This window comes from Elioraea sp., from assembly GCF_022842375.1.
In the GTDB taxonomy this organism is placed as follows: Bacteria; Pseudomonadota; Alphaproteobacteria; order Acetobacterales; family Acetobacteraceae; genus Elioraea_A.
This window is the reverse complement of sequence record NZ_JALHPR010000009.1, coordinates 133,773-146,718: the sequence shown is the minus strand read 5'-3', so window position 1 is coordinate 146,718 and position 12,946 is coordinate 133,773. Positions and strand designations below refer to the sequence as shown.

Here is a 12,946-nt window from a genome sequence, read left to right as displayed (position 1 = left end):
GGGCGAGCCTGGCCGCGGCGGCCGAAGCCGCGCGTGGCGGCGCCGGCCGTGCCGTCGCGCTGGTGGGCGAGGCCGGCACCGGCAAGTCGCGGCTGATGCACGAATTCGCCGCGGGGCCGGGGCTCGCGCTGACGCTCTACACCGCACGCTGCATCCGCTGGCACGAGAATGTCGGCTTCCATCCGCTGCGCCCCCTGATCCGGCGCATCCTCGGCATCGGCGATACCATGCCGGACATTGCCGGCATCGACGCAGCCGCGATCGCGGCCCTGCTCGACCTGCCGCAGCAGGACAAGGCCTGGGCCAGCACCGACCCCGTCAAGCGCGGCAGGCGGATGATCGCGGCGGCAACCGATGCGCTGCTCGCCGCCGCGCGCGAGGGGCCGGCTGCGATCATCGTCGATGACCTGCACTGGTCCGACCCGGAAACCGACAGCGTGCTCGCCGCCGTGCTCGACCGGCTCGGCGAGGTGCCGCTGCTGCTCCTGCTCGGCTGGCGGCCCGATCGAGCACCGGCGCTTGCCGCGCACGCATCCGTCGCGGCAATCCCCGTGCTGCCGCTGCCGGAGGGGGAGGCGGAACAGCTCGCCGCGCGCCTGCTTGGCGACGGGGCTGGAGGGACAGCCCGCCGCATCGCCGAGCGCAGCGGCGGCAACCCGCTGTTCGTCGAGGAGGAGGTGGCGGCACAGCTCGCGCCGCCGCGCATCGAGAGCGGCAGCCGCGTTTCGCCCACCGTGCGCAGCCTTCTCGCCACCCGCATCGACAGGCTCGACGATGCAAGCAAGGCGGTGCTCGAGGCGCTTGCCGTGCTCGGCGAACCTTCCGATGAAGCAACGATCGGTGCGGTGACGGGGGTCGCGCCCAAGGCCGTGCCGCAGGCAGCCGCGATCCTTGCCGCCGCCGGGCTTGCGCGCGGCGAGGGCATCGGGCCCGCGGCGCGGTGGACGTGCCGCCACGCGCTCTACCAGGACGTTGCGTATATCGGCATGACCTTCTCCCGCCGCCGCGCGCTGCACGCTGTCGCTGCCGCGTCACTCGCCGACAGCGGCGGGGCGGGGCCGGAGACGATCGCCCGCCACGCGCGCACGGGCGAGGCGTGGGAGCTTGCCGTGGCGCATGGCCGCGAGGCGGGGCGGCGTGCGGCGGCGCGCAACGCCAACCGCGCGGCGATCGGCTTCTTCACCGAGGCGCTGGAGGCGCTCGATCACCTGCACGAGAGCGAGGAGACGCTGAAGCTCGCGGTGGACCTCCGCTTCGAGCTGCGCAATCCGCTGCATCGCCTCGGCCGGATCACGGAGCTTCGCGCGCGCCTCGACGAGGCCGGCGCGCCGGCAGACAAGCTCGGCGATACGTCACGCCTCGGCCAGCTTCACATCAACACCGCCCTGCATGCCTGGCTCGCCGGTGCGTACCAGGACGCGCTGGCCGCCGCCGGTCGCGCGACCGCGCTTGCGGAGGAAACAAGCGATGCCGCGCTGGCCTTGCGCGCGACGTTCCAGCGCGGGCTGGCGCATGTCGGCATGTGCGCCTTCGACGTCGCGGCAGAGGAGATGGCCGAGGTGGCCGCGCGCGCCGAGGATGCGGACGTGACGGGGCGGTATGGGCTCGACCGTCCGCTGGCGGCAACCGCGCTCGCCTATCGCGTGCGCGCGCTGGCGGATGCCGAGCGTTTCGAGGAAGCGAGCGAGGCGCTGGCGCTTGTGCTGGCGAAGGCGGAGGGCGACCACCGGCCGTTCACGTGGATCTTCGTCCGCATTGCCGAGGGCTTCATGCTGTGGCGCCGCGGCGAAGCCGACGCCGCCCGCGGCCCGCTGCGCGAGGCCGTTCGCCTCTGCGACGAGGCGGAGGCCGACCTGATGCGCCCCGTTGCCCTTGGCTTCCTGGGTGCGGCCGAGGCAGCATGCGGCGCCGTGGCCGATGGCGTTGCGATACTGGAACGGTCCGTCGCGCTCGCGGCTGAGATGGGGTTCCTGTTCCAGCAGGACGTGCGGGTGGGGTTGCTAGCGCGGGTGAGGGGGATGGCGGGCTAGCCCGAGCCGCTCCTATCTGTGTCAAAGTCCTTCTCGCATTCGATCTGGCCGCTGACGGCGATGTCGAATTCATCGATCAGCTTTTCGACACTAGTGGAACTGTATTCCTTCACATCGTCGATATAGACAAGGTGATGCGTTCCACCACCACGGAATATCGAATGGTGTCCGTGGATACGCTCAACACGATTCTGTATTTTTAAATCAGTATCTATATCAGAAAAATAGATCATATTCAAATTAAAAATGGCCTTTGTTCTGTAGGCGACTGTATGCGAATACTGAAAATAAGATGACATCAGAACTATACCTTTATCGGGATCTGTTGCTATTTTTTCCTTGAAACCATTCTTGAGCGAGTATGCGAGAACGCCTTGAAGATAGCGGATTGAACGAAGGCGATTTTGGACCCACTCCATGCGCTTTTCGGTCGGAACGTTCGTCAGGTCGCCGCGGGGCAGTTCCCCCTCAAGCCGTTTCAATCTTTGACGGAGAACGTGTCTGTTTTGCTTTACGTCTTGTTCGGCCAATTCACGATCTCTTTGTGATTCGCGAGGAGGCAATACAGAAAACCGTGGCCTACTTATACGTTCGACGTTGAGATTTCGACTTGATGATGCAGAGGCCATTTCTTCAAGGATCCTATTTGTTTCGCGTCTTACATAATAGTATCCTGCAATCAGGAAGTGGCTTTCCATTTGCGATAAGCGAAGAATGGACCCTCGCAGGGTTCCAGTCGAAACCGTGCTCAGCAAAAACGGTGGTGCATCGATACGGAAGGGAACCTGGATGCGCGGTGGCGACGTCTCCAGGGCTCCGTCACCGCCCTGGGGTGAAGCCGTTGCCGTGCTGTCTGTCAGAAACGTGGGCTTTGGCGTCTGGTCAAAGACCGCGATGCTCGCCGTGATCCTGCCCTGGGTGACCGGAACGCTCCTGCTCATGGCGTCCGACCCCGCACGGCAGGCCCCGTCCCGGGTCGCTCACGGCTTGGACACCGCTGCGCACGGGCATCCAAGTTCCGCGGCGCGGCGAAATCGGTCGAGACGCCCCTCGCGCGGAGGGCCTCCAGTTCCGCTTGGCCGGTGATGGGGTGCGAGCTACCCAAAACAACGAGCGGTTGATCCCGCCTGTCACCTGAAGAGGGCAGGACCGCTCGGATCATGTAGGGCTGACGCTTTGTCTCTGTCTCCGCCGGCGCCGGCACCTGGACGAACTGCTTGCCCATCAGGCGCGTGTCCTGCGTCATGCGGTCGCCGCGTCGGGCACGATCGTGATCGTCGACGGATCTGAGGAACGAGAGGGTGCCATCGCCGCAGGGTTTCCAGACGCCCCCTGATCTCGGCGCCCACGGCTTCCATGAGAACACGACCGTCTCGCTGACCAGGAGCGAGTCCCTCGGGCCGACATTTCGTACTGCAAGCCGAATCGTTTCCGGCGGAGTTCCAGACGCGCCCAGCGGGCGCGTGAAGTCCTTGACCACTTCGAGGTCGGGCGACATCCAGTTCCATTCCGTCTCGCGCGGGTCGAATGGCAGGAACCGTCCGCTTGGGCAGTTCCAACTCGTGGCCATCAGCACCGGCGTCTGTCGCGGACGGGAGAGTGCGAGGGAAAAACTCCCCGTCGCGTCCCTGCTCGCACTCAGGAAAACAACCTCGGCAACGTTGCGGAGCGCAATGGTGCGTCGGAAGCTTCCATCTCCATCGGGAGCCTGGGCAGCACCATCCGGGACGGTGAACGACGTGTCATGCCGGATCACGTCGACGAGCCGCGCCCCTGGCCCAAGCAGCACCACCTGGAAGATCGCCCCCTTGCGCAGGGCCTCATCGGGCGTCCACTCGACCCGGATCAGCTGTGTCCTGTCGGAGGGCGTCATGGTCACCTTGTGCGCGACCAGGTCGAACTGCCGCAGCATCGACGGGGCGCGATTCCAGCGACCCGACTGCATGAGAACCCGGGCGAGATTATCGCCCAGCCGCTCGACCCGCTGGTCGTCAAACAGCTCCGGCCCAAACACGAGAGCGCTGGTCGTACTCCTTGGCGTGAACTCCGCCATGATGCGTTGTCTCCCTCCCGTTCAGGGCTCGTCCGATCGCCCGCCCCTGCCGCCCCCTCCGCCGGAACTGGGTACCGATCCGGGGCCGATTTCCGGCAACATTTCGTACGGCACGGTGCGGTTCGCCGCGACCTGGAGCGGGGAGCCGGCGACGGTGCGAAATGCGGGGGTTTCGAGGAAACGGAACCGAAGGTCGCTCTCCGAGAACCCGTTCAGGGCCAAGGCGACGACGAAGTTTCCCCAGGTCGTCTCGCCGCACAGCGGCGCATCACCGGGGGATGAAATCCGCCCCATCCCAAGTGCACGGAGCGCTGTCGTTGTCAGGTCGACCAGCCGCCTCGGCGCGACGCCATCGGAAGGCGCTTGTTCCTTACCCACAAGGACGGGCTTATCGAAAGTGCCGATCCCGAACATCGTCGCACGCGCGGTCCGGAGATTGTCGACCGTGATCCGCTCCCTTTGCTCTTCTGCTGCGAGGCCTTCTTTCCTGCAAAGCTCGATGGCCTCCAGAAGCCGTATCTGCGTCTCTGCCTCGCGCATGTTCTCAGGAGCGGGCCTCCAGCCGCGCGGCTCAAGAGAAGGGGCGCCGGGGCGCTGGCTCTCGCTATTTCGTTCCCGTGACGGTGCTGCGTGCTGTTCGGCAACGTACTTCCAGAAGAGCGATGCCTCGTAGACGGCTCCGGCGAGGGCGCCATCAAAGTCCGCCGTGCGGAACAGCGGCCTTCGCCGCTCGGTGAACCACCGTTCGCCGTCGTACTCGTAGCGATTGGTGCCATCGACCAGCAGGTCTTCGGAGAAACGCGCGCCACCTTCGAAGACAAGGGTCCAAAGGTCGGGCTCGTCGAGTTCGCAGACGCGCATTTCCCTCCGTGTCGGGTTATAGGCGTACTGGATGCGATGGAAGATCTCATGGCCGACCGTCAGGAGCGCAGTCTCCTCGCGGATCTGGTTGGAGATTTCGATGAAGTCCCAGTCAGGGGAGGTCATTCCCCTGTAGTCGCGCGTGCGGACAAGATTGATCTTCAGCGTGTTCCCTTGTTCACCATGCGGTCCGAGCGCGGGACGCCTGAAGCCGAGTTCACGGAAACGCCAGAGCGCGAATTCCGCGGCGCGCGCGATCATCTGCACGTGGGCAGGTACGTTCGATGCGCCCGCGTCGAAGTCCGCCAACTTCACGGGTTGATGCGACACCAGCGGCCCTGCTTTTTCCCCCATCACCGGCCGTTGCAGTGCGGACGGCAGCGCATGATCGCGGGTCGTGGCGTAATGCACCTCAATGCGTGGCAATGGCCATGGGTTTTGTTGACTGGCCGAATAGCCCCGCCAAGCCTGCCAAGTATCCCACTCGCGACGGGCAGCCTGCTCGCGAGGGGGCGCGGGCGGGTAGTCGTATTTCTCGGTCAATCGATAGTTACGACCGCTAGCCGCGAACGGTTCGCAAGCTCCGGAAGGGGTCTGCACATCCTGATGCGGCCCCCCGCCCGCACACGCCGCGCACCACGTCGCCGCTCCGCCAAGCGCTAGGAAGCCGCGCCTCGGCAATCCACCCTGCAATCGCCGCATGCACAATGTCTCCCCGGTGCGGAACGGTCCGCCAACGAGACGAGGCTAGCAAACATGCGGATGCATTCAACAGAGGAATGACCAGACGTCTAAATCAAACGCGCGGACTGGGCCCCAACCCACAGTCCCCGCTACAACCTATGATTGCGCTATTCAATCATGACGCAAGCGCAGGTCGGGCAATCAGGCCATGTTCACCATGATCGTCTTCTTGTGCATGAAATGCTCCAGCATCGCCTCGAGCGAGGCCTCCTTGCCGAGGCCGGAGCTCTTCACGCCGCCGTAGCTGAGGTTGGCCTGCACCACCAGGTTCTGGTTGATCTGCACGAGCCCCGCCTCCAGCGCATGCGCCATGCGGAGGCCCACCTTCAGGTTGTTCGTCCATACGGACGCGGCGAGGCCGTACTCGCTGTCATTCGCCTCGGCCAGCACCTGCTGCCAATCGTTGAACGGGAACAGCACTGTCACGGGGCCGAAGATCTCCTCGCGCACCAAGCGGCTCTCGCGCGAAAGCCCCGTGAAGATATGCGGCTGGATGAACAGGCCCTTCTTCAGCGCGGCATCGGCGGGCATCGCCGAGCACGCGCGGCCCGTTGCTCCCGGTGTCGCGAGGCCCTCGTCGATGAAGCCCTTCACCTTCGCGAACTGGTCGCCCGAGATGATCGTTCCGATGTCGGTGCGCTCGTCCAGCGGGTCGCCCATCACCATCGCGTCCACCTTGGCGGCGAGGGAGGCGGCAAAGGCATCGAAGATCTTCTCGTGCACGTAGATGCGGCTCGCCGCGGTGCAGCTCTGCCCCTGGCGGGTGAAGCGCATCGAGGTGATGGCCCCCATCACCGTGCGCTCGAGGTCGCAATCGTCGAACACGATCATCGGGCTCTTGCCGCCGAGCTCCAGCGTCACCGGGATGAGCTTCTTCGCCGCCGCTTGCCCCACAATGCGCCCGACCTCGACCGAGCCGGTGAACGTCACCTTCCGCACCTTGGGATGCTCTACCAGCGGCGCGCCGCACTCGGGCCCGAAGCCCGAGAGCATGTTGAACAGGCCAGGCGGCAGGATGCGGTTGAGGATCTCGCAGATGCGGAGGACGGCGAGCGGCGCTTCCTCGGCACTCTTCACCACCACGGCGTTGCCGGCGACGAGCGCGGGTGCCACCTTCAGCGCCATCAGCAGCATCGGCACGTTCCACGGGATGATCGCGCCGACCACGCCGAGCGGCTCGCGCACCGTCATGCTCAGCACGTCGGGGTGGAAGGGAACGGTCTCTCCCTTCAGCTCGCTGCCGAGCCCGCCGTAGAAGGCAAAGATGTCGGCCACCACGTTGGCCTCGACGCGGCTTTCGGTGCGCAGCGCCTTGCCGGTCTCGAGCGCGATGAGGCGGCCGAGCTCCTCGACATGCTCCCCGATCGCCTTGGCGCAGGCGCCGACCATCTCGCCACGCTTGCGGGCGGGAACCTTTGCCCACGCCTTCTGCGCGGCGGCGGCCGCGGCCACCGCGCGCTCGACATCCGACGCATCGCCCAGCGCCGCGGTCGCGACCTCTTCGCCCGTCGCCGGGTTCACCACGGGGAAGGTGCGGCCGGAGCCTGCGGGCACGAGCTGCCCGCCGATCAGGTGATGGCCCGAGAGCGCCCGGGCGAGCGCCTTTTCGTCGAGCGTCGGGCTCGTCGGCGTGCGGCCGGCGATGATGGTGTCGGGCATGGTCTTGTCCTTCCCGGGCAGCGGTTCCATAAGCGCGCGGACCATGCACCCGCCCCCCGGCGCGTTCAAGACGGGGGGCCAGGACCGGGAGAGACAGCGAATGCCGGGAGAGTCGACTGCGCCACAGCCAACGGGGCCGCTGAAGGGCCTGCGCGTGTTCGACCTGACGCGGGTCCTTGCCGGGCCCACCTGCGCGCAGATGCTGGGCGACCTTGGCGCCGACGTGATCAAGATCGAGCACCCGACGCGGGGCGACGATACGCGCGGCTTCGCACCTCCCTTCCTGCCCGGCGCCGATGGTCCGACGAAGGAGAGCGCCTATTTCGCCGGCGTGAACCGCAACAAGCGCAGCCTCACGCTCGACATCGCCAGGCCGGAAGGGGTCGCGATCGCGAAAAAGCTGATCGCCGGCTGCGACATCCTCGTCGAGAACTTCAAGCCGGGTGGGCTCAAGAAGTACGGGCTCGACTACGAGAGCCTGAAGGCTGAGTTCCCGGGCCTGATCTACTGCTCCATCACCGGCTTCGGCCAGACCGGCCCCTACGCGCCGCGCCCTGGCTATGACAGCCTGATCCAGGCCATGGGCGGGGTGATGAGCCTGACGGGAGAGCCTGACGGGCTTCCCCAGAAGGTCGGCATCCCCGTGGCCGATCTCTTCGCCGGGCTCTACGCCACCATCGGCATCCTCGCCGCCCTCCGCCACCGCGAGGCGACGGGGGAGGGGCAGGCGATCGACATCGGCATGCTCGACACCCATGTCGCCTGGCTCGCGAACCAGGGCATGAATTATCTCGCAACGGGCGAGAACCCGCCGCGGCTCGGCAACCAGCACCCGAACATCGTTCCCTACCAGGTGTTCGCGACCGAGGATGGCGCGATCGTGCTCAGCGTCGGCAATGACGCGACGTTCGAGCGGTTCTGCAAGGGCCTCGGGCTCGAGCACCTGCTGTCTGACGAGCGCTTCGCCACCAACGCCGCGCGCGTCGCCAACCGCGCGCTCGTGACCGACACGCTGACGCCGACGTTGAAGTCACGCTCCACCACCGCATGGATCGAGAAGCTCGAGGCGCTGTCGATCGGCTGCGGGCCGATCAATACGTTGCAGCAGGTGTTCGACGACCCACACGTGAAGGCGCGCGGCATGGTGATCGAGATGCCGCATGCCGCCACCGGCGGGAAGCCCGCGAAGCTGATCGCCAACCCGGTGAAGCTCTCCGCCACGCCGCCCGATTATCGCATCAGCCCGCCCGTTCTCGGGGCGCATACCGATGAGGTGCTGGCGGAGGCGGGCATGAGCGCTGCCGAGATCGCTGCCTTGCGCGAAAAGGGCGTGGTGTGACGCCAACGGCCAGCACGGTCCGCTACCTGGCAGCTGACGGGTTCCACAGCCTCGCCTACCTCGCGTGGGGCGAGCGGGGCGCGGCACCGCCCGTCATCTGCGTGCATGGCCTCACGCGCAACGGGCGCGATTTCGACAGGCTTGCCGCGGCACTCGCAGCGCGCGGGCGCTGGGTGATCGCGCCCGACATGCCGGGGCGGGGCCTGAGCGACAGGCTCGCCAACCCCATGCTCTACGGCGTTCCCACCTACGCCGCTGCGTGCGCGCACCTGCTCGCAGCGCTCGGCGTCGAGACCGTGGATTGGGTCGGCACCTCGATGGGTGGGATGATCGGCATGGCACTCGCCGCGATGCCGGGAACGCCGATCCGCCGCTTCGTGTTGAATGACGTCGGGCCGCACATCCCGGCAGCGGCTCTCGCGCGCATCAAGGCCTATGTCGGCGCCGATCCCGCCTTCGCCGACCTTGCCGCGCTCGAGGCGCATCTCAGGAAGGTGCATGCCGGCTTCGGCCCGATGACGGACGAGGACTGGCGCCACCTGGCCGCCATCTCGGCACGGCAGGCCGATGACGGAACGATCCGCCTTCACTACGACCCGGCCATCGCGGCACCCATGCCGGAGGTCGCCACCGATCTCGATCTCTGGCCGATGTGGCAGGCGATCACCGCTCCCATCCTGCTGCTCCGCGGTGCCGTATCCGACCTTCTGCTTGCCGAGACGGCCGCGCTGATGGCAGCGCGGCCAGGCGTGACGCTGCACACCGTTCCGGGCGTCGGTCATGTTCCCGCTCTGGTCGATGATGAGCAGATCGCGCGTGTCGCTGCCTTCCTCGATGCTTGAGCCAGGGCGGTTCAGCCCGCGCTTCCCGTGGCTGACCGGCGACCTCCAGACGCTCCGCGACACGCTGCGGCGCGACCCGCCTGACCCTGGTCCCTTCATCCGCCTCTGGCTCGCCCTGCCGGACAACGACGCCTTGTCCGCTGCGTGGCACGAGGGGAAGGGACGCGAGACGGTGGTGCTCGTGCACGGGCTGACGGGGTGCGAGGACGGCGTGCACATCCGCCGTTCCGCCGCGTTCTGGCGGCAGCGCGGCCATGGCGTCCTGCGCCTCAACCTCCGCGGCTCGCGGCCGAGCATGCCGTGCTCGCGCAAGCCCTACAACGCAGGGGCTGGCGATGACATCCTCGCCGCGCTGCGCGGCCTGCCGAAGGAGGCGATCACCCCTGGCCTCGTGCTGATCGGCGTGTCGCTCGGCGGCACGCAGGTGTTCGACGCGCTCGCGCGCGAAGGGGATGCGCCCTCGCTGCCGATCGTGGCCGCGGCAACCGTGTGCGCGCCGGTCGACCTTGCGGCGACATCGGCGCGGATGATGGCGCCGCGCAACGCCGTCTATCACGGCTGGCTGCTGCGGCGGATGAAGCAGGATGCCGCCCTGCTCGCGCGCCACCTGCCGCCCGCCCTGCTTGCCGCGGCGAAGGCGGCGCGCAGCGTGCGCACGTTCGATGACGGCTATGTCGCGCCGCTCTCGGGCTATGCGGGGGCGGACGACTACTACGCGCGCTGCTCGCTCGCGCCCAAGCTCGCCCGCATCCGCGCAGCCCTGCTATGCCTGACGGCGGCCGACGACCCCTGGGTGCCGGCCGTCACCTATGCCGCCGTTGACTGGGCGTCGAACCCGCGTGTCACGCCGCTGGTGGCCCCGGGCGGCGGGCATGTCGGCTTCCATGACAGCTCCCGCGACGGCTCCTGGGCGGACCGGACGATCGCGGCCATGCTGGCACCACATCTCGCAACGAACGGGAGCGTTCCGTGACCAAACCGATCGGCCGTCGTGCCGAATATGCCTGGTTCACCCCCATCATCACGCGGTGGATGGACAACGATGCCTACGGCCACGTGAACAACGTGATCTACTATTCCTGGTTCGACACCGCCGTTGCCCGCTTCCTGATCGGCGAGATCCTGCCTGCGTCACCGGCGCTGATGGGCTACGTGGTCGAGACGCAGTGCCGCTACCACGCGGCCGTGTCGTTCCCCGATGCGGTGACGGTTGGCCTGCGAGTCGAGAAGCTCGGGACGTCGAGCATCCGCTACGGCATCGGCATCTTCCGCGAGGAGGAGGACCGCGCGAGTGCCGAGGGGCATTTCGTTCACGTTCACGTGGTGAAGGAAACCGGCCGCCCGACGCCGACGCCACCGGAGGCGCGCGCGGCGTTCGAGCGCTTCATGGTCGCGCACGGCTGACGGCACGAAGGCTTCGCCGTCGCCCTCAGCGCGATCGCGCCGTTCGCCCATTTCCTGCCCGGCCAGAGGCAAGGCGAGGTGGGTTGATGCTCACCGCCGCCAGGGCCTGATCACGGCCAGCGAGAGGAGCAGCAGCAGCGAGACCACAGCGGCGGCGGAGCGTGCTGCGACGGCCGCGGGATTGCCGACCGTGCCGCCCTCGGCCAGCAGGGCGGGAAGCTGCGGCAGCGCACTGCCCGAGCCGAACAGCGCAATGCCGGCGAGGACCACCGCGATTGCCGCGTGGGCCATGGCGGGCCAGCGCGGCAGGCTCGCGGCGATCGCAATGCCGCCGATGATCGCCGGGATCAGGGCCGTCCAGTGTGGCGAGGCCGGCAGCAGGTAGCTCACGGCGCCGATGGCGATCATCGTCGCGCCGAACAGGCGGACGGCCATGATTGTGCGCGCGGCAGGCAGTTGTGCGGCAGGCAGTCGTTCCGTCATCGTCATTCCCCGGTTCTGGTCAGGCGGTCGGTCAGCGCGGCGGGTGTGCCGGCTGGTGCCCCTCGGTCGCCGCGGCGATCACCACGGCGCGGTCCCGGAGCGCGAGCTTGGCGCGCTTGAGGCGGCGGATCAGCATCGCATCGGGGGAGGGGCGCGTGAGCTCGTCCGCCAAAGTGCGCTCGAATGCCTCGTGCTGGGCTTCAAGGTCCATGATCATCCGCGCCCGCGCTGCTGCGCCGTGATCCTTGATGTGCTTGGCCATGCGTCATGCCTCCCGTTCGATCGTTGGCGGTGAGCACGCGCAGTCCTGGGATCGGGGGGCAGCATCCGGCAAGGCCCGACCCTTTCGACGCGCGGCTTTCGCCGGCCGTGAAAGTCCGACATCGCGTCAGGCCGCCCTCAGCCGTGTGGCGAGGAGGGGCGGCCCGAGGCCAGAGGGGCCCGGACAGCATGGCAGATATGATTTCCGCGCAGCCGATCAAGGGGGCAGGCACCGCATCGCCACGGCGTAGGTCGGCCCACGCACGCGTGATCACGTGAAGCGATGCTGTTTTTGATCGATGCGCCGGGAACGATGCGCGTCGTCGCGCCAGCCGCGCTCGGTCGCGGAAGTCGTTGCCATGAGGAAATATTTATACTTGCAAATCAACGAATATGCGAAGACTGTCGCCTGAAGAAACGAGAAGGAGGGCAGAATGCTCAACGCAACCCGCATCGGCGGCCATGACTCACACAAGCCCGTTGCACGCCGCGCCGAAGGGCGTGGGCGACGCGCGGCACGGGGGTCATCGCGTTCACGGGTGCCCTTGCCGCAGGCCTTCTGGCCTCTGGCAATGCCCAGGCGGACGTGATCCGCTTTTACTTCGACAACATGGTAGCGCTCGACAACGACGTCGCACCGCCCAAGGCGATCATCGGGCCAACGCGAGCCGGGTTCATGCAGTTCGATCTCGCCGACTACTGCAACGGGATCGACTTTTCATTGACCAAGTTCAGCGCACGGCCGAGCTGGGAGAGCCTGGGCGTTGACCAACTCCTCGTCTCGTTCGGTGACGTCAACATCACGCTCGCGGATCTCGACAAGCTCTTTCCTCAGACGCTGCTCGTCGACTGGTCCTTCAGCCTGACCATCCCAGACCTGCCCAACCCTGAGGACCTCAAGAACCCGAACGTCTTCCCGACCGCGTTTCAGCTTCGACTGCTTACCGTGAGTTCCGAGCTGACGTTCGGACTGGCAGGCGGCGGCGGCAATGCACTGAGCGGCGAGTACGCCAGCGAAGGCACGCTCGGCTGCTACGTGGGTCCAGTAACGGAAACCGCCTGCAGCGTGAGCGGCACCCTCGCAGGGCCGTTCTACGTGCCCGAGCCAGCGACGATCGGGCTGTTCGGCGCCGGCCTCGTGTTCCTCGCCGGCACCCTCCGCCGGCGCGGCGGCGTGACGACCGCCTGACGGGTGCTGGCTCGGACCGGCTTGGTTCCCATGGGGCGGCGCGCACCTGTCATGGCGCGCCGCCTGATTGGGGGCAGGGGG

12 protein-coding genes are annotated in these 12,946 nt (G+C 67.2%); 6 read left to right on the top strand and 6 right to left on the bottom strand.

All coding sequences use genetic code 11. The annotated features are described in order from the left end of the window. Positions 1 to 2,030: AAA family ATPase (locus Q0C38_RS10545; RefSeq protein WP_291297040.1), on the top strand; the 2,030-nt coding region annotated here is incomplete at its 5' end. Here the strand turns inward: Q0C38_RS10545 and Q0C38_RS10540 are convergent. From Q0C38_RS10540 to Q0C38_RS10525, 4 genes are all read right to left on the bottom strand, one after another. Then, positions 2,027 to 2,971 carry a hypothetical protein gene (locus Q0C38_RS10540; protein WP_291297039.1) on the bottom strand — a complete coding sequence of 315 codons (945 nt, stop codon included), beginning with the start codon at positions 2,969 to 2,971 and terminating at the stop codon, positions 2,027 to 2,029. The two genes, Q0C38_RS10545 and Q0C38_RS10540, sit on opposite strands and share 4 nt — an antisense overlap. Beyond that, positions 2,968 to 4,083 carry a hypothetical protein gene (locus Q0C38_RS10535; protein WP_291297038.1) on the bottom strand — a complete coding sequence of 372 codons (1,116 nt, stop codon included), beginning with the start codon at positions 4,081 to 4,083 and terminating at the stop codon, positions 2,968 to 2,970. Before Q0C38_RS10535 ends, Q0C38_RS10540 begins: the two co-directional genes overlap by 4 nt. 21 nt (positions 4,084 to 4,104) lie before the next feature. Further along, positions 4,105 to 5,487, bottom strand: coding sequence for a hypothetical protein (locus Q0C38_RS10530; protein ID WP_291297037.1), 1,383 nt, complete (start codon positions 5,485 to 5,487; stop codon positions 4,105 to 4,107). A 342-nt stretch (positions 5,488 to 5,829) separates the two neighbouring features. After that, a complete protein-coding gene (locus tag Q0C38_RS10525) occupies positions 5,830 to 7,347 on the bottom strand; it encodes an aldehyde dehydrogenase family protein (protein ID WP_291297036.1) in 1,518 nt (505 codons plus the stop codon). Between the two features lie 100 nt (positions 7,348 to 7,447). Here Q0C38_RS10525 and Q0C38_RS10520 point away from each other — a divergent pair, with 100 nt between their 5' ends. From Q0C38_RS10520 to Q0C38_RS10505, 4 genes are read left to right on the top strand one after another with little or no spacing between them, the layout of a single operon-like run. Further along, positions 7,448 to 8,686 (top strand): CaiB/BaiF CoA-transferase family protein, encoded by a 1,239-nt coding sequence (locus Q0C38_RS10520; RefSeq protein ID WP_291297035.1) that lies wholly within the window; start codon positions 7,448 to 7,450, stop codon positions 8,684 to 8,686. Further along, complete coding sequence (locus Q0C38_RS10515; protein WP_291297034.1) at positions 8,683 to 9,528, top strand: alpha/beta fold hydrolase; 846 nt, start codon at positions 8,683 to 8,685, stop codon at positions 9,526 to 9,528. Before Q0C38_RS10520 ends, Q0C38_RS10515 begins: the two co-directional genes overlap by 4 nt. Beyond that, positions 9,521 to 10,501, top strand: coding sequence for a YheT family hydrolase (locus Q0C38_RS10510; RefSeq protein ID WP_291297033.1), 981 nt, complete (start codon positions 9,521 to 9,523; stop codon positions 10,499 to 10,501). Before Q0C38_RS10515 ends, Q0C38_RS10510 begins: the two co-directional genes overlap by 8 nt. Further along, a complete protein-coding gene (locus Q0C38_RS10505; protein ID WP_291297032.1) occupies positions 10,498 to 10,932 on the top strand; it encodes a thioesterase family protein in 435 nt (144 codons plus the stop codon). The genes Q0C38_RS10510 and Q0C38_RS10505 overlap by 4 nt, the downstream gene beginning before the upstream one ends. A 90-nt stretch (positions 10,933 to 11,022) precedes the next feature. Here Q0C38_RS10505 and Q0C38_RS10500 read toward each other — a convergent pair whose 3' ends face one another. Beyond that, the gene (locus Q0C38_RS10500) at positions 11,023 to 11,415 is read right to left on the bottom strand and encodes a hypothetical protein (protein WP_291297031.1); all 393 of its coding nucleotides are present in this window, start codon (positions 11,413 to 11,415) and stop codon (positions 11,023 to 11,025) included. Positions 11,416 to 11,446: 31 nt separating this feature from the next. Next, a complete protein-coding gene (locus tag Q0C38_RS10495) occupies positions 11,447 to 11,677 on the bottom strand; it encodes a YdcH family protein (protein WP_291297030.1) in 231 nt (76 codons plus the stop codon). Positions 11,678 to 12,286: 609 nt separating this feature from the next. On the opposite strand from Q0C38_RS10495, the gene Q0C38_RS10490 reads away from it, so the two are divergent. Then, positions 12,287 to 12,865 (top strand): PEP-CTERM sorting domain-containing protein, encoded by a 579-nt coding sequence (locus tag Q0C38_RS10490; RefSeq protein ID WP_291297029.1) that lies wholly within the window; start codon positions 12,287 to 12,289, stop codon positions 12,863 to 12,865. Positions 12,866 to 12,946: the final 81 nt, after the last annotated feature.